We start from the raw sequence: 17,950 nt of genomic DNA on the forward strand, positions 1-17,950 counted from the left end.
GCTTTTCGTCAGCTAATTCTCTCTCGAGGCGTTTTATTTTTTCGGCTGGTGTTTCTTTTGAACTTGGCATAAGTGGATGCTGAAATGGTTTCGACCAGTCGAGTCTACCATGCTTTCTGAGCCAAACTAATACCGTCGACCTTCCTTGTATTCCGAAGTGAGCTTGTGCCTGTTTATAAGTGAATTCGCCTTTTTCTACACGCTCAACTACACCCAATTTAAAAGCTAATGTGTAATCACGCTGTGTGCGCTTAGGTCTCTGATTACTTGAAGTTGTCATAAAGAAGTCCTCTTTATGTCAACGTATTTTAGGACGGGACAAAAAACACTAAAAAGGCCCTTTGAAAAAAGGGCCTTTTCGCTGGTTATACTTTGTGTTCTACAGCGGCATCTGATTGATGAAAACGTCTTTAAAGAATTTTGGTAAGTTCAAACTAAACTCTTCGGGGCGAACGCCTGACACAATCTCATCGTCGTACTGACTTAAATCAACGCGTTTCACTTCATTGAAATGCTGCGACGTCACGCTGTAAAAGGTCATAACGTGAGGGCTTACGGGGTCTTTAGGGTTGATTTTGCTAACAATACCTAATTTACCGCTCTTTAACCTCACCAAGGAGCCAACAGGGTGCACGCCAATACACTGGATAAATTGTTTTACCAATTCTTGGTCTAAGTTCTCTGTCGCAGTTAGTCGCTTTAGCGCCTGAGTAGGCGTGATACTGTTTTTGTGCGTACGATTAGATGTCATGGCATCGTATGCATCCACAATGGCAGCAATACGCGCGAACTCTGAGATTTCGTCACCAACCAATCCTCTCGGGTAGCCGCTTCCATCGACGCGCTCGTGGTGCTCTTCAATGATGCGTAGCGATAGGTCAGAAATATCACCACACTGTTCAACTAGGTCAGCACCAATTTCAACGTGAGTTTTCATCACTTCCCAATCATCACTGGAAAATTCGCCTGTATTATTGCGAATTTCATCAGGCAGGGAAGACATGCCGATATCCATCAATAGGGCACCTAAACTCACTTGCTCTGTGGTATCTCTGTCATAGCCAAGAAACTCACAGAAAATGCCGCTTAGTACACTGCAATTAATACTGTGCTCAAGAAGGTACTGGTCGGTATCCTTGATCATAGTCAGGCAGCTCAGCGCATCTTTATTATCAAATACACTTTCGATCAGGCTTTGCGATAGCGACTCCATGGGAGACAAATCTTTTACCGCCCCATTTTTAAGCGACTTCAAAAAGCTGCTTTGAATGGCAATTGCGCTGCTGTAAAGCTCGTTGGCTTCGTTAATTGAATCACGACCCACTGGCTTAACAACCGGTTTAGTCACTTCAGGCTCTTTTTCTTTAGCTGGCTCGGGTGGCACAGCTGGCGCGGGCAGCTTAGATTTCGCAAGATCTACTTCGACGCTTAAAATACCTTTCGATTTTAGACTATCAATAATGGCTTGGGTTTTCACAATGCCTTTAGAGCGCATTTTAAGTGAACCTGTTTGTTCAAGTACTTGATTGACGTACATTCCTGGCTGCAAATCATCAATGGGTACCTGTTCTAGCATTATCTCTCCTGTGAGGCACAACGTTGCCATAGCCTTCAATTACAATAGAAACGAATAGTACGATATTCCAGTGAAAAAAGTGAGGAGTTTATTAGTCTTTAGTATAGCTAGAGTCGGCGAATGTAGGATTACCGAATTCGTGAGAAAACGCGTGACGTGTAAATGTGCCGAGAAGTTGCTTATGGCTCAAATCAGGTGTACTGATTTTTTATTGCGGATTGGTATTAGGCGTCTTGATGCGAAGTTAAGGTAGGGGCATAGATGAGAGAAATAAACAGGGTGCCATCTCGCGACAGCACCCATGTGTCATGCTAGGGCGTTGTTAAGCGCTAAAGCCCCACGCTTTTACAACCACGCAGGCTGGTTGTCTTCGAAAGCCTCTATGGCACTTGTAAGTTCAAGGGTTTGACCGATAGCATCTAAGCCTTTAATAAGGTTGTTTTTGTGATGCTCAGCAATATCGAAGCTGAAGCTGGTATCGTTAAAACTTACCGTTTGCGCTGGAAGATCAACGGTGATCTTAGTTGTAGGGTCTGCCTTAACCGCAGCAAATAAAGCGTCCATTTGCTCGCTTGATAACGCCACTGGCACTAGCTGATTATTAATGCAGTTGCCGTAAAAAATATCAGCAAAGCTGGTGGCAATAACCGTTTTAAACCCAAAGTCGGCAAGTGCCCACGGCGCGTGTTCCCGGCTTGAACCACAACCAAAGTTTTCGCGAGCTAGCAATATGCTTGCGCCTTTGTGCTCAGGCTTATTCAGCGCGAACGCTGGGTTTGGCTCTTTCTCTTCTAAATCCAAATAACGCCAGTCGTGAAACAAGTGTTTGCCGTAGCCAGCACGTGTTACGCCAGTTAAGAATTGCTTTGGAATAATTTGGTCAGTATCGACATTGGCCTGATCAAGCGGCGCAGCAATGCCTGTGTGTTGTGTAAAACCTTGTTCAGACATAACTTACTCCTGATAATCTCTAACGTCAGCAAAGCGACCGGTAATTGCAGCAGCGGCAGCCATTGCTGGGCTTACTAAGTGAGTACGCGCACCACGGCCTTGACGGCCTTCAAAGTTACGGTTACTGGTAGAGGCACATCTATCGCCTGCTACTAGCTTATCGTCATTCATACCAAGGCACATTGAGCAGCCCGGCAAACGCCATTCAAAGCCAGCATCGATAAAGATTTTATCTAATCCTTCAGCTTCTGCTTGGCGCTTAACGTTACCTGACCCCGGAACAACAATAGCTGTTACTGAATCTGCAACTTTACCGCGCTTGGCGATTTGTGCTGCTGCGCGCATATCTTCAATTCGACCGTTGGTACACGAGCCGATAAATACATGGTTTACTGAAATATCGGCAAGCTTTTCACCAGGTTTCAAGCCCATATACTCTAGTGCTTTTACCGCGCTTTCTTTTTCAATCGGGTCGCTGAAATCTTCAGGGGCAGGTACAGGTGTGTTTACGCCAATAACCTGACCTGGGTTGGTACCCCAAGTAACCTGAGGAGCGATATCCGCCGCTTCAAGTTCAACCACAGTGTCAAAGGTTGCGCCCTCTTCGGTATAAAGGGTTTTCCAATAAGCGACGGCGTCTTCCCAGTCCTGGCCTTTAGGTGCGTATTCACGGCCTTCAAGGTAAGCGAAGGTTTTCTCGTCTGGTGCAACAAGGCCAGCTTTCGCGCCAGCTTCAATACTCATGTTGCACACCGTCATGCGCTCTTCCATGCTTAGACCGCGGATAGCTTCACCCGCGTATTCGATGACATGGCCAGTAGCGCCGGCGTGGCCAATCTTTCCTATAATGGCAAGAATAATGTCTTTTGCGGTAATACCGACAGGAAGCTTGCCATTTACGTTGATAAGCATGCTTTTCGCGCGGCTTTGTTTCAACGTTTGCGTGGCCAATACATGCTCTACCTGAGAGGTACCAATACCAAATGCCAGCGCACCAAATGCACCGTGGGTTGCAGTGTGTGAGTCACCACACACCACCGTCATACCAGGCTGAATTAGACCTAATTCAGGGCCCATAACGTGCACAATACCTTGCTTTTGGTGGCCCACTGGAAATAGCTGAATGCCGTGTTCTTCACAGTTTTTTGCCAAGGTTTGTAGCTGAAGCGCATTGGCTGGTCCGCAGGCATCAATTGCCAATGAACGGGTTGAAATGCTGTGATCCATAGTACCAACCGTGCGATCAGGGCGTCGTACTTTACGGCCTTTTTCATTAAGGCCAGCGAATGCCTGAGGTGACGTTACTTCATGAATTAAGTGACGGTCGATATAAATTAAGCTGTCTTCACCGATTTGGTCAATAATGTGGGCTTGCCACACTTTGTCATATAAGGTCTTGGCCATGAGGTTGTTTTACTCCTGCGCCATTAATTGTTTAACGATTTCATCGCCCACTTGCGACGTGCTTGCCGCTTGGCTGCGTTTGTCTGCAGGTAATAACTCGCCCGTAAGTACACCTGCTTCTAACGTTGCGACTACTGCCTTTTCGATTGCGTCGGCAGCATCATTTAGGTTCATGCTAAAACGCAGCATCATGGCGGCTGATAAAATTTGTGCGATAGGGTTAGCAATGCCCTGACCAGCAATATCTGGGGCTGAACCGCCTGCTGGCTCATAAAGTCCAAAGCCATCTTCGTTCATACTTGCCGAAGGCAACAAGCCCATAGAGCCGGTCATCATTGCACATTCATCAGAAACGATATCGCCAAAAAGGTTTGAACACAGCATTACATCGAACTGCGCTGGGTTCTTCATAATCTGCATAGTGGCATTGTCGATATAGATGTGGTCAAGCTCTACATCTGGATAGTCTTTTGCGACTTCTTCAGCAATTTCACGCCATAAGCGGCTGGTTACCAGCACGTTGGCTTTGTCCACCGACGTCACTTTGCCGCGACGCTTCTGTGCTGCTTCAAACGCTGCAATAGCAATACGGCGAATTTCACGTTTGCTATAGCGCATGGTGTCATACGCGAACTCTTCTTCGCCTTCACCTTCTCGGCCCTTAGGCTGACCAAAGTAAATACCGCTGGTTAGCTCACGCACAACTAAAACGTCTACGCCTGATTTAGCAATGTCTTCACGAAGGGGAGACAGGCTTTCAAGTCCCGGATAAATGCGAGCTGGGCGCAAGTTGCTGAACAGGTCAAAATGACTGCGAAGGGTAAGTAGTGCGGCACGCTCAGGACGTTGCTCTAACGGCAAGGTGTCCCACTTAGGGCCACCGATGCTGCCAAACAAGATCGCATCGGCTTGCTCACAGCCCAAAAGCGTTTTTGAGGGTAGCGCCTCGCCTTCAGTATCAATGGCGTAGCCACCTACAGGATATGCAGTGCGGTTTAGGGTGACGTTAAACTTCTTTTCAACAGCATCTAAAACCTTATTGGCTTCCTGCATAACTTCTGGGCCGATACCGTCTCCGGCTAATACGGCAATTGAATACTGGCTCATTTATACTCCTGCAACGCGTTCTTGTTGATTTTTTTGCTGATCAATTTGATCGGCCAAATATGTGTTGTTTAATACAAAGATAAGGGCTTTAACGCCGGCTTCCACAATATCTGTAGCCAAGCCGATTCCATGGAAACGGCGGCCTTTATATGTAGCGATAACGCTCACTTGCGCCAAAGCGTCGGCACCTTCACCTTTTGAATCTAGTTTAAAGTCGACAACTTCTAAATCTTCGTGACCTAGTATAGACATGATGGCCTTATAAGCCGCATCTACCGGGCCGTTTCCAATACTAGACTGGGTAATCTCTTCAGTGCCCACTTTCATTTTAACGGTAGCACTTGGAATGATTTCACGGCCTGAATTAGCTTGAAGATAAAGCAACTGGAAGTGTGCTTGGTCGTGCTTTTGCTTATCGAAGAACAACAAGGCTTCAAGGTCGTAATCGTATACTTGGCCTTTTTTATCCGCTAACTTTAAGAATGCGTCATACACCGCTTCTAAGTCATAGTCTTCGGTTTTATAGCCAAGTTCGGTTAAGCGATGCTTAATCACATGACGGCCAGAACGTGACGTTAAGTTTAGGTTGTTCTTATTAATACCCACACTTTCTGGAGTCATAATTTCATAGGTATTTTGCGCTTTTAAGACACCGTCTTGGTGAATACCAGATGAATGGCTAAACGCATTCGCGCCAACAATGGCCTTGTTTGATTGAACTGGCATGTTACAAAGCTGGCTGACTAGCTTAGATGTGCGCGATATTTCGGTAGAATTAATGTTAGTTTCAAAGCCCAACATGTTCTTACGGGTTTGCAAGATCATAGCAATTTCTTCAAGTGATGCATTACCAGCACGCTCGCCAATACCGTTTATCGTACATTCAACCTGTCTGGCACCTTGCTCAACAGCTGCTAATGAATTTGCTACCGCTAAGCCCAAGTCGTTGTGACAATGTACTGAAATGGTTGCTTTATCGATATTTGGAACGCGATTAAACAATTGCTGAATAATACCGCCAAACTCTGTAGGTGTTGTATAGCCTACGGTATCCGGAATATTTACCGTCGTCGCGCCAGCGCTAATCGCTGATTCAACCATTCGGCATAGGTAATCAATATGAGTACGCCCCGCATCTTCACAGGAAAACTCTACATCGTCAGTATACTTACGTGCATGTTTCACCGCGGCTACTGCCATATCGACAATTTCATCTTGTGACTTGCGAAGCTTGGCACCTACGTGAATCTCTGACGTTGCGATGAAGGTGTGAATTCTGAATTGCTCAGCAACGCTTAACGCTTGTCCGCATGCATCAATATCACCCGGCAATGCGCGAGATAGGCCACAAACGATGGAGTTCTTAACTTCTTTGGCAATCATTTGTACAGAGTGAAAATCGCCGGGTGAAGAGACAGGAAAGCCTGCCTCAATGATGTCAACGCCTAACCGTTCGAGCGCCAGCGCGATCTGCAATTTCTCTTTGGCACTTAGGCTTGCAGGTAAGGCCTGCTCGCCGTCTCGCAATGTGGTATCAAAGATCTTCACTTGATTTGTCATGACGCTCTCTCAGTTGAATTGTTAAAAAAAAACCCGTGCTTGGCACGGGTTTTTGTGAAATTAAATCGCTGGTCGCAATCTACCCGTGCAGTCTGGCTGCCATAAGGAGTAGAGATAGAAGAAGGAAACGAATACGCATTTGTTGTTGTTTCTTTGCTGACCAAGTTGATAGCGACAATGTACCCATGTGGCATGAAGAGGTCAACCATTGTTTACAATAATGAGTATATTTTTCGTGTATAAATACTTTCTTTTAATTATTTAGGATACTTGTCCTAACGATCTTGGCCTGAGAGCAACGTGACCAGTAACTACAGCCATTTATGAGGGGATTAATTTACTATATATGATGTTGGTTAGGATGTTTGTACTAAATTTGGCTGTGGAGATGCAAAAGAGATTGTGGTTTTTTATGCGAATGTGCTGGGTTTTTATTCTTTTTGGGGCTTTGTTACCTATTAAGCAGCGTAAAGTTCTTCCAGTTGATTTGAGTCGATAAGCGCATTTCGCGAAGGGATAAGGCACGTGGTGAACGCTTGGATTTAAAGCTCCATGCGTGGCCACAGCACGCAGCGGTCATTATCGACTTTGAAGACCGCAGCAGTATTTTGTTTTGAACTGAAAGTGCCGTGGCCGCTTCCATTTCATCGCGTAGTGGAGTTGAAGAAATGCACTCCCCTGTATTGGCAAACCATCCATTTTTGTTCAGATGGAGCTGGGTATTGTCTTGGTTTACCATATCAATGGAATCAAGCTCAATGTGAGAGCCTTCCATATTTAAAATTAAAACAGGTATAACAAGACCATACCTAGCGTTTTTCGTATACCACGCTTCTCGCTTTTCTACATCGTCTAAATGATTAATGCCGGGGCACTTTGCAGATTGCTTGGCATACCAACTTCCATTATGGGTATCTGTTTTTAGCGGGGATGGATTGTTTGCGATGCCATTACTAATCATATATCGAGCAATAGCTTTCACGTGATAAGGAAGCCCGCCCATTCGACGCTTTAGCAGCGATAGGTTTTTTATTTCGCAATGAGCTAGAGAGACGATTTCTCTTTCATACAGAGCAGTACATATTTCATTGAACTGAGGGTGGCTTCCGCCGAGTTCACCAGCTTCACTGAAAAAGCCAACTTGGGAGTTGGGTATAGAGTGGGAAAGTTTGTCGCCTGAAGCCATCGGGATTATCAAATACCTGTCTAAAGTCTTTTAACCCTAGCAAGATTAGGCGCTTGTTGCTACACGGTTTCATTAAACAAGGCGAAAAATAGACATAAAAAAGCCGCTATATAAAGCGGCTTTTCATCATTGTCTCAAGCTTAAATTATTGACCTTTGATTTCGCTACGGCCTTTGTAAATTGCAGCGTCACCTAGTGCTTCTTCAATACGAAGTAATTGGTTGTACTTAGCAACGCGGTCAGAACGGCATAGTGAACCCGTCTTGATTTGGCCCGCTGCTGTACCTACTGCTAGGTCGGCAATAGTGGCGTCTTCAGTTTCACCAGAACGGTGAGAGATAACTGCCGTAAAGCCCGCATCTTTTGCCATTTTAATAGCGTTAAGGGTTTCAGTTAGTGAACCGATTTGGTTGAACTTGATAAGGATTGAGTTACCAATACCGTTATCAATACCGCGCTTAAGAATTTTAGTGTTAGTTACAAATAAGTCGTCACCAACTAATTGTACCTTGTCACCAATCTTCTTAGTTAGGCTTGCCCAGCCGTCCCAGTCGCTTTCGTCCAAGCCGTCTTCAATAGATACAATTGGGTACTGTGAAGAAAGGTCTGCAAGGTAGTCGCCAAACGCTTCTGAATCGAAGCTCTTATCTTCGCCAGATAGTACGTATTTACCTTCTTTGTAGAATTCAGACGCCGCGCAGTCTAGTGCAAGGGTGATGTCTTCATTCATTTTATAGCCAGCGTTTTCAACGGCTTCTACGATTACTGCAAGCGCTTCAGCGTTTGAGCTAAGGTTAGGGGCAAAACCACCTTCGTCACCAACTGCTGTGTTAAGACCTTTAGCAGACAGTACTTTCTTAAGAGCGTGGAAGATTTCAGCACCCATACGTAGTGCTTCTTTGAAGCTCTTTGCGCCAACAGGCTGTACCATAAACTCTTGAATGTCTACGTTGTTGTCAGCGTGCTCACCACCGTTGATGATGTTCATCATAGGTACTGGCATAGAGTATTGGCCAGATGTACCGTTTAGGTCTGCAATGTGCTCGTAAAGCGCTACGCCTTTTTCCGCCGCAGCCGCTTTAGCTACAGCAAGAGAAACTGCAAGAATTGCGTTCGCACCAAGGGTTTCTTTGTTTTCTGTGCCATCAAGGTCAATCATGATGCCGTCGATATCAGCTTGCGCTAGTGCGTCTTTGCCGATAAGCGCTGGCGCGATGGTATCGTTAACTGCTGCAACTGCCTTTGTTACGCCTTTACCTAGGTAACGAGACTTGTCGCCGTCGCGTAGTTCTAGTGCTTCGCGGCTACCAGTAGAGGCACCAGATGGTGCAGCAGCTCGGCCCATTACGCCCGATTCTAAATATACATCTGCTTCTACGGTAGGGTTTCCGCGTGAATCTAAGATTTCGCGTCCGATAATGCGACTAATTTTCGCCATGTTTTTTCCTCAACAATTGAATGGGGTGCAACGGGAGAGAGCACCCCTTTTATTAGAAATTAGTGATTTTCTTTCTGGTATTTTCCTGCCGCAGCAACGAAACCAGTGAATAATGGGTGTCCATCCCGAGGAGTTGATGTGAACTCAGGGTGGAATTGGCCCGCAATGAACCAAGGATGATCAGGGATTTCCACCACTTCTACAAGTCGCTTGTCAGTGGACAAACCACTTACTTTCAATCCTGCAGCTTCAATTTGGTCACGCAGGTTGTTGTTCACTTCGTAACGGTGACGGTGACGCTCATAAATTTCGGCATTACCATACATCTCATGCACTTTTGTACCGTCTATAAGGTGGCAAAGCTGGCTGCCTAAGCGCATAGTTCCGCCAAGATCTGAGTTTTCAGTGCGAGTTTCAGTTGTACCAGCTGCGTCTAACCACTCAGTGATTAGGCCCACAACAGGATAAGGCGTTTCAGGGTCGAACTCTGTGCTGTTCGCATTTTCCATACCTGCAACATTGCGCGCGTACTCGATAAGTGCTACCTGCATACCTAAGCAAATGCCAAGGTAAGGGACTTTGTTTTCACGGGCATAACGAGCAGCAGCAATTTTACCTTCTATACCGCGTTCGCCAAAGCCGCCAGGTACCAAGATAGCATCTAGTTTTTCTAGAATTTGGGTACCTTTACTTTCCACGTCTTGCGAGTCGATGTGGTGAATATTCACGGTGAGGCGATTTTTAAGGCCAGCGTGTTTAAGCGCTTCGTTTACAGACTTATAAGCGTCAGGTAGCTCAACATACTTGCCTACCATACCAATATTAACTTCAGCAGTAGGGTTAGACTCAGCGTAAAGTACTTGTTCCCATTCAGATAAGTCGGCTTCTTCACACTCAAGACCGAAACGGTCAACTACCAGCTGATCCATGCCTTGTGCTTTAAGTGCAGCAGGAATGCGGTAAATGCTGTCTACGTCTTTCAAAGAAATAACGGCTTTGTCAGCAACGTTTGTGAATAGGGCGATTTTCGAGCGCTCACTGGCCGGCAGTGCACCTACCGAACGACAAACTAGAATATCTGGCTGAATACCAATCGAGCGAAGCTCTTTTACCGAGTGCTGCGTGGGCTTAGTTTTTACTTCACCTGATGCTGGCATATAAGGCACAAGAGTTAAGTGCATGAACATAGCACGTTCACGGCCTACTTCGGTACCAAGCTGACGAATAGCTTCCAAGAAAGGTTGTGACTCGATATCACCAACGGTTCCGCCCACTTCAACAATAGCTACATCATGACCTTCAGCACCTTCAATTACGCGGCGCTTAATTTCATTGGTGATATGAGGAATAACCTGAATGGTTGCGCCAAGGTAATCACCGCGACGCTCGCGCTTTAACACTTCTTCATATACACGGCCGGTAGTGAAGTTGTTGCGCTTAGTCATGCGGGTGCGAATAAAACGCTCATAGTGACCAAGATCAAGGTCGGTCTCAGCGCCGTCATCGGTAACAAATACTTCACCATGCTGGATAGGGCTCATAGTGCCCGGGTCGACATTGATGTAAGGGTCGAGTTTTAACATGGTTACGGTGAGACCGCGAGCTTCCAGAATTGCGGCCAACGATGCTGCAGCAATACCTTTACCTAGCGATGAAACTACACCACCGGTGACGAAAATATAATTTGTCATGCGAAACCTAGAACGTTTGGGTTGTATGGTAAATATAGGCTGAGTTTAGAACAAAACCAGCTACACTTTGGACGGGGCGATAGTATACGCAAATTCATGTGGGCAGACAATCAATTTGCCCACATGATGCGCAATTTATACGCACTTAAGCTTGGTTTAAGATTGGCTCAGGCGCTTAAGTGTGTAGATAAGGTCTAGCGCTTGGCGCGGTGATAGCTCATCGGGTGATAAGTTTTCAAGGGCTTCTACAACTGGGTGCGGCTTATCAGGGAATAGCATTTCAGCTTGGCCTTTGGTATTTGATGTGACTTTACCTGATGCGCTTGTTTTATTTACACCCCTTACCGAACTCTTCGCTACAAAAGACTCATCGTTGGCTTTCTCTGATCTATCTTCCGTGCTGGTCATAAGATGTGATGATTCCAACACCGCAAGTTTTTGTTGCGCTGCTTTTATTACCGCCTTCGGTACGCCTGCAAGTTGGGCGACTTGTAAACCAAAGCTTTTGCTCGCCGCACCTTCTGACACGGTATGCATGAAGCGTATGGTATCTTCAAACTCCATCGCGTCTAAGTGCACATTCACTACGCCGCTTTGCGTTTCTGGAAGTTCAGTAAGTTCGAAATAATGCGTGGCAAAAAGCGTATAAGCATTTAGCTGTTTTGCCAAATAACTCGCGCATGCCCACGCCAGAGACAATCCATCATAGGTACTGGTGCCACGGCCTATTTCATCCATTAATACCAGAGAGTTTTCTGTGGCATTGTTGAGAATGTTCGCTGTCTCTGTCATCTCAACCATAAAGGTAGAACGACCTGAGGCTAAGTCATCTGATGCACCAATACGGGTAAAGATACGGTCAAGCTTTCCTATGTGGGCGTTTTCAGCAGGTACAAAGCTACCAATACAGGCTAGTAACGCAATCAGCGCTGTTTGACGCATGTAAGTTGATTTCCCGCCCATGTTCGGGCCAGTAATAATTAGCATGCGGCGCTCGGTATCTAGCTGTAGCGGGTTGGCAATGAAGGGGTCTTTCATTACATTCTCAACCACAGGATGGCGGCCGGCATCATAAGTAAGCGCACATTCTTGACTCAAGTGAGGTCGATACCAATCAAGGGAGACTGCGCGTTCGGCAAAACAGCACAGCACGTCGAGCTTGGCTAGCGCCGCGGCAGTTTCAATTAAGTTGTTTAAGTGTGGCGCAATGTTGTCGAATAAGGCTTCGTAAAGCTGCTTTTCAAGAGCAAGTGCAGCACCCTGACTGCTTAGCACTTTATCTTCGTGCTCTTTAAGTTCTGGCGTTATATAACGTTCAGTGTTTTTAAGGGTTTGTCTTCGAATATATTCAGCAGGCGCCAATGCACTGTTCGCCCGGCTAATTTCAATAAAGAACCCGTGAACTTTGTTATAGCCCACTTTTAGCGTAGAAATGCCGGTGCGCTCGCGCTCACGTTGTTCCATAGCGTCTAAGTAGTCGGTAGCTCCTTGTGATAGCTTACGCAATTCATCAAGTTCGGCGTTGTAGCCCTCGGCAATTACGCCGCCATCGCGTATTACCACTGGTGGGTTATCGATAATGGCATCATTTAACAGGGCTTGAAGTTCAGGGTAAGTGCCAATGGTTTCGCTAATACTTCGGATTTGCCCTGTGTCGAACCGAGCTAGAGCATCTTGTAAGTCAGGCAGGGCGTTAAAGGCATTTTTTAGGCGAGCGAAGTCGCGTGGTCTCGCTGAACGAAGGGCTAAGCGCGCCATAATACGCTCAATGTCACCAATGTGTTTGAGCGCTGCGCGAATATCTTCAGGGTCATCATTAATAAACGTCTCAACAGCATCTAAGCGGCTGTGCAGTTCATGTTGATCAGTCAAAGGCGAATGAATAACACGCTGTAACATGCGGCTACCCATAGCTGTAGTGGTGGTGTCCATCACGCTGAACAGCGTATTTTCCTGTCCGCCCGACAAATTATGGGTAAGTTCTAGGTTTCTGCGGGTGGCAGCATCAAGCTGAACGCGGCTGTCTTGCTGTTCGGTCTGAATGCGGCGAATGTGAGGCAGAGCAGTGCGCTGGGTATCTTTTACATATTGTAAAACGCAGCCCGCTGCGCCTAAGCCTTTAGTGACGCCTTTTATTCCAAAGCCATCTAATGTTTTGGTTTCAAACTGTGCATTTAATTGCTCTGTGGCGGTATCAATGTCGAATTCCCATTCAGGACGGCGTCTAAGTCCTTTGCGGTTTTCAACCAATGCTAAGCTTTCAAATCCTTCAGGATAGAGAAGTTCTGCCGGGTTAATGCGCTGAATTTCAGCAAGTAGGCTTTCATCGCTGTCGCATTCAAACACAACAAAACGACCGCTTGTAACATCTAGGGTTGCCAGACCATAGTGCATACTGTGACCACAAACGGCGGCCAGAATATTGTCGCGACGTTCTTCTAACAGCGCTTCGTCAGTGACTGTACCAGGCGTAACAATGCGTTGTACCGCGCGTTCAACAGGGCCTTTACTGGTGGCTGGATCGCCTACCTGTTCACAAATGGCTACTGACTCGCCCATTTTCACTAAGCGTGACAGATAACTTTCTACCGCATGATAAGGCACACCAGCCATAGGAATAGGTTCACCACCAGATTTTCCTCTGGCTGTTAATGAAATATCCAGTAATTCAGCAGCTTTTTTGGCATCGTCGTAAAACAACTCATAAAAGTCGCCCATGCGATAAAACAGTAAAATATTCGGATGCTGCGCCTTAATAGTCAGGTATTGGCGCATCATAGGAGTATGTGATTCCAAAAAATGCCTCTGCGAATTTGTTGCTGGGTTTAATGCCTGTTGAGGGGAATAAATGATAAACTCACGCCCACTAAGATCAAGCGAAGATCTGATAAAGCACAACAGGTGTAATTAGGTATATCCAAATGAGCACAACATTTTCAACTGATTCGACAGCAAACGCCACCCCTTTAACGCTTGATAGCGCACTATCTGCGCAAGTTCAGGTGTTAGGCGACGCACTAAGGGAAAAAGGTTGGACTGTATCAAGCGCTGAGTCGTGTACAGGCGGAGGAGTCGCTTTTGCTTTTACCAGTGTGGCTGGCAGTTCTGATTGGTTTAACCAATCCTGGGTGACGTACTCAAACGACGCAAAGCAAAGCATACTGGGCGTAACAGAGCAGACGCTAAAAGAGTACGGCGCGGTGTCGAAGCAAACGGTAATTGAAATGGCAGACGGCGTGCGCCGTAATAGCGGAGCGCAACTTGTTGTAACGGTGAGTGGCATTGCCGGTCCTGGCGGTGGTAGCAAAGAAAAACCAGTGGGCACGGTATGGTTCGGCTTTTTATGTGGAGAACACGAAGCGCAAATTAAACAGGTGTTTAGCGGCAATCGCGACGAAGTACGTCAACACGCTATTAGCTTTGCGATTACTCACTTAGTTAAAATGTTGAGTGAAAATTAAAAACACTGGTTGAAACTGTATGCTTGTACAGTATAGAATGTGATCATTATTTGGTAATTTCATACAAGATATGGAAAACACCAATACAGAATTTAACCGCAAATCCTAGAGGATACATACGTGGACGATAACAAATCAAAAGCTTTAACCGCCGCAGTTGGCCAAATTGAAAAGCAATTTGGTAAAGGCGCTATCATGCGTTTAGGCGATAACCAAGCCATGGATATTGAAGCGATTTCTACTGGCTCACTTACCATTGATATCGCTCTAGGTATAGGCGGCTTGCCATGTGGACGAGTTGTTGAAATCTACGGGCCAGAATCATCAGGTAAAACCACGCTAACACTTCAAGTTATTGCTGAAGCGCAGCGCAAGGGTAAAACCTGTGCTTTCGTTGATGCTGAACACGCCCTAGACCCGGTATATGCTGAAAAACTTGGCGTAAACATCGACGAACTATTGGTATCTCAGCCCGATACTGGTGAGCAAGCGCTAGAAATTTGCGACATGCTTGTACGTTCAGGTGCGGTAGATGTTGTTATTGTTGACTCGGTAGCAGCGCTTACACCTAAAGCTGAAATTGAAGGTGACATGGGTGATTCTCACGTTGGTCTTCAGGCGCGCCTAATGTCGCAAGCGTTGCGTAAGCTAACTGCAAACATCAAGCGTTCAAATACACTGTGTATCTTCATTAACCAAATTCGTATGAAGATTGGTGTTATGTTTGGTAACCCAGAAACTACAACCGGTGGTAACGCGCTTAAGTTCTACTCTTCTGTTCGTCTAGACATTCGCCGTATTGGTGCAGTGAAAGAAGGCGACGAGGTAGTTGGTAACGAAACTCGCGTTAAGGTAGTGAAGAACAAAGTTGCACCTCCGTTTAAGCAAGCTGAATTTATGATCCGCTACGGCGAAGGTATCAGCAAAGAAGCTGAGCTTATCGACCTTGGTGTTAAGCAAAAGCTAGTTGATAAAGCGGGTGCTTGGTATAGCTACAAGGGCGACCGCATTGGTCAAGGTAAAGCGAACGTAATGAAGTTCTTGAAAGAGAACCCTGAGATCGCAAACGAGATTGAAACTAAGATCCGCCAAGAACTTTTGCTTTCTAAAACAATGAAAGCAGAGGAAGCGGTACCTCAGCAAGAAGACGATGTGCTTCCTGAGTAAAATTAGCGCTTAACCGCATATTAAGAACCCACCGCTAGGTGGGTTTTTTTATGGCTTCATCAAAGGGTATATTAAGAAATATTTACTAACACTTAATGCAAGGCTGAAACTTGTACAACAAATAAAAACAAGGAATGCTGTAATAAATATTTGTAAGTACAGACTACTAGGGTGCAATGGCCATTACTGCCAAAGCTGGTTAGTACGCTAAAACAACTTTAAACAAATAGAACGGCATAATTTGCGGCTACAGCAAAGCAAGCCTACAACAATAATGAACGGTGCTGCTGTTCACACGTGAGAAGAGGGAAGGGAAATGATTGAAATATCAGGCCTTGCTAAGCGTTTTGAGGTGGAGAACCCAAAAAAGCTTAGCGAACAGGAAAAAAAGGACCCGCGATTAAAAGGGCGCTATTTCCAGTCGGTAAGGGATGTGTCGTTTACGTGCGAAAAAGGACAGGTACTTGGGCTGTTAGGGCCAAATGGAGCTGGCAAAACAACTACACTTCGCATGCTTTCAACAGCACTAAAGCCTGATAGCGGAAAAGTTATCATTGGTGGTGAGGATGTGCTTTCTAACCCTAATATTGCCCGTAAAAAAATTGGCTTTTTATCTAGCTCCACGGGCCTATATGGTCGTTTGAGTGGCCGAGAGAATATTAGCTACTTCGGTGAGTTGCACGGTATTCCAAAAAATGTGATTAACGCGCGTATTGAAGAGTTGGCTGATTTACTCGATATGCAAACCTTCCTTGATAGACGTGCCGAGAATTTCTCATCAGGGATGAAGCAAAAAGTTTCTATTGCTCGCGCCGTTATACACGAGCCTGAACTAGTGGTGCTTGATGAACCCACAACCGGCCTTGATATTATGGCAACGAGTACCGTGATGGAATTTATTCAGCGCCTTAAAGATAAAGGTACCCCGGTTATTTTCTCTACTCACCACCTTGATGAGGTGCAAACCCTTTGCGACAAGGTGACCGTGATTAACCAAGGTGAAACGGTATTTAACGATTCGCTAGCCGCCTTTAGCGCTTTGTCTGGTAGTGCCGGGGCTGGCGGGCAAATGCATAAGAGCTTCCTAAAAACACTATCAATGGATTCTGAGGAGATGGGTAATGTGGTTAATCTTTAAAAAGGAATTCAAAGAACTATTACGGGATAAGAAAACCATCATATTCATGATTGGTTTACCGCTTTTATTATTCCCAGCTATTTTCGGTGTCGCGTTCTTTTTCATGAGTTCAGCGGCGGATAAAGCGGAAAACAAAGTGCTTAAATATGCGATAGTTGGTGAAGCTTACGCGCCAGCAATTGTTCAGTCTTTTAACGACGCATCAGATAAATTCGAATCGGTTGCGATTGGCGATGAGACTGACTACGCTAAACTCATCAAAAACGAAACATTAGATTTTGTTTTGGTTATTCCCGAAACCTTTGATAGCGATGTTTTGCGTTCAGGTCAGCATAACATTGAGCTTTATCTCAACGATGCTGGTCTAAATAAGGTGATGGGGCGCGTATCCGACATCATTGATGAATATACCGATGCATTCCAACAAACCGCTTTTGCGCAGCTTAATTTAGATGAAACTCAGCAAGAGGCCTTGCTAAAGCCAATCAAGATAGAAAAGCAAAATGTCGCCGACGATCGCGAAGTGTGGGGTGAACGCTTAGGCGGTATGCTGCCATATTTCATCTTCATCTTGTGCCTTCAAGGCGCTATGGCCCCAGCGGCTGACTTAGGTGCCGGTGAGAAAGAGCGGGGTACATTAGAAACACTACTTATATCGCCCATGGACCGTCATAAGCTGGTACTGGGTAAATTCTTTACTATCGCTACTGCGGGGATAATTACTGCGCTTATTACCGTTTCTTCCATGGCGATATGGGGACTGGTGTTATCGCAAGGCATGGCCGTTGAGTTTGTGGTTAAGATCATGTCGATGATTGGTCTTGTGGACTTCCTGCTGATCTTTCTAATGTTGGTGCCAGTGGTGGCAGTTTTCGCCGCTATTCTACTATCACTTTCAATTTATGCTCGCTCGTTTAAAGAGGCGCAAAGCTACATGGGGTCGTTAATTATGGTGGTTATTTTCCCTGTAATTATAGCCATGATGCCTGGTGTAGAGCTTAAAGGCGGCTGGGTTTGGGTACCGCTGACTAACGTTGCCCTAGCGATGAAAGAGCTGTTCAAAGGTACCATGGACTACTTTGCACTCTTTGGCATATTTACGTCTACCGCAGTGATTGCAACCGGACTGATTTTCTTCTGTATCCATTGGTTTAACAAGGAAAAGGTCCTGTTTAGATAACAAAACTGCTTACCTAGCACCATGTGGATGTTTAGCATCTTTGTAATAAGCCTACTAAAAGCGGGCTTATTCTTTGTGGCATCAAGGTTTT

General features: G+C 45.7%; 14 protein-coding genes. 4 read left to right on the forward strand and 10 right to left on the reverse strand.

Annotation, left to right across the window (positions count from 1 at the left end; genetic code table 11):
* The 10 genes from MHM87_RS17535 to mutS form a co-directional block, all read right to left on the reverse strand.
* Positions 1-280: helix-turn-helix domain-containing protein (locus MHM87_RS17535; RefSeq protein WP_239260399.1), on the reverse strand; the 280-nt coding region annotated here is incomplete at its 3' end.
* Between the two features lie 99 nt (positions 281-379).
* A complete protein-coding gene (locus MHM87_RS17540; protein WP_239260401.1) occupies positions 380-1,576 on the reverse strand; it encodes an HD-GYP domain-containing protein in 1,197 nt (398 codons plus the stop codon).
* 345 nt (positions 1,577-1,921) lie between these two features.
* Complete coding sequence (gene leuD / locus MHM87_RS17545) at positions 1,922-2,527, reverse strand: 3-isopropylmalate dehydratase small subunit (RefSeq protein ID WP_239260403.1); 606 nt, start codon at positions 2,525-2,527, stop codon at positions 1,922-1,924.
* A gap of 3 nt (positions 2,528-2,530) precedes the next feature.
* Positions 2,531-3,931 carry a 3-isopropylmalate dehydratase large subunit gene (gene leuC / locus MHM87_RS17550; RefSeq protein WP_239260405.1) on the reverse strand — a complete coding sequence of 467 codons (1,401 nt, stop codon included), beginning with the start codon at positions 3,929-3,931 and terminating at the stop codon, positions 2,531-2,533.
* A gap of 9 nt (positions 3,932-3,940) precedes the next feature.
* Positions 3,941-5,038, reverse strand: a complete 1,098-nt coding sequence (gene leuB, locus MHM87_RS17555) for a 3-isopropylmalate dehydrogenase (RefSeq protein ID WP_049585949.1) — start codon at positions 5,036-5,038, stop codon at positions 3,941-3,943.
* On the reverse strand, positions 5,039-6,598 hold the full coding sequence (gene leuA / locus MHM87_RS17560; protein WP_239260408.1) for a 2-isopropylmalate synthase: 1,560 nt from the start codon (positions 6,596-6,598) through the stop codon (positions 5,039-5,041).
* 451 nt (positions 6,599-7,049) lie between these two features.
* Complete coding sequence (locus tag MHM87_RS17565; RefSeq protein ID WP_239260410.1) at positions 7,050-7,784, reverse strand: hypothetical protein; 735 nt, start codon at positions 7,782-7,784, stop codon at positions 7,050-7,052.
* A gap of 145 nt (positions 7,785-7,929) precedes the next feature.
* The gene (eno, locus tag MHM87_RS17570; RefSeq protein ID WP_049585952.1) at positions 7,930-9,222 is read right to left on the reverse strand and encodes a phosphopyruvate hydratase; all 1,293 of its coding nucleotides are present in this window, start codon (positions 9,220-9,222) and stop codon (positions 7,930-7,932) included.
* 59 nt (positions 9,223-9,281) lie between these two features.
* Positions 9,282-10,913 carry a CTP synthase gene (locus MHM87_RS17575; RefSeq protein WP_239260412.1) on the reverse strand — a complete coding sequence of 544 codons (1,632 nt, stop codon included), beginning with the start codon at positions 10,911-10,913 and terminating at the stop codon, positions 9,282-9,284.
* Between the two features lie 156 nt (positions 10,914-11,069).
* Positions 11,070-13,691: a DNA mismatch repair protein MutS gene (mutS, locus tag MHM87_RS17580; protein WP_239260455.1), complete on the reverse strand. Its 2,622-nt coding sequence runs from the start codon at positions 13,689-13,691 to the stop codon at positions 11,070-11,072.
* A 143-nt stretch (positions 13,692-13,834) separates the two neighbouring features.
* Between mutS and MHM87_RS17585 the strand changes: the two genes are divergently transcribed.
* The 4 genes from MHM87_RS17585 to MHM87_RS17600 all read left to right on the forward strand — a co-directional run bounded on the left by MHM87_RS17585 (position 13,835) and on the right by MHM87_RS17600 (position 17,859).
* Positions 13,835-14,374 carry a CinA family protein gene (locus MHM87_RS17585; protein ID WP_075176078.1) on the forward strand — a complete coding sequence of 180 codons (540 nt, stop codon included), beginning with the start codon at positions 13,835-13,837 and terminating at the stop codon, positions 14,372-14,374.
* Positions 14,375-14,494: 120 nt separating this feature from the next.
* Positions 14,495-15,541, forward strand: coding sequence for a recombinase RecA (gene recA, locus MHM87_RS17590; protein ID WP_014948506.1), 1,047 nt, complete (start codon positions 14,495-14,497; stop codon positions 15,539-15,541).
* Positions 15,542-15,857: 316 nt separating this feature from the next.
* The gene (locus tag MHM87_RS17595) at positions 15,858-16,679 is read left to right on the forward strand and encodes an ATP-binding cassette domain-containing protein (RefSeq protein WP_239260413.1); all 822 of its coding nucleotides are present in this window, start codon (positions 15,858-15,860) and stop codon (positions 16,677-16,679) included.
* Positions 16,663-17,859 carry an ABC transporter permease gene (locus MHM87_RS17600; RefSeq protein WP_239260415.1) on the forward strand — a complete coding sequence of 399 codons (1,197 nt, stop codon included), beginning with the start codon at positions 16,663-16,665 and terminating at the stop codon, positions 17,857-17,859. Before MHM87_RS17595 ends, MHM87_RS17600 begins: the two co-directional genes overlap by 17 nt.
* The last annotated feature ends 91 nt before the right edge of the window (positions 17,860-17,950 follow it).

Source organism: Alteromonas sp. Cnat3-28, assembly GCF_022348265.1.
In the GTDB taxonomy this organism is placed as follows: domain Bacteria; phylum Pseudomonadota; class Gammaproteobacteria; order Enterobacterales; family Alteromonadaceae; genus Alteromonas; species Alteromonas macleodii.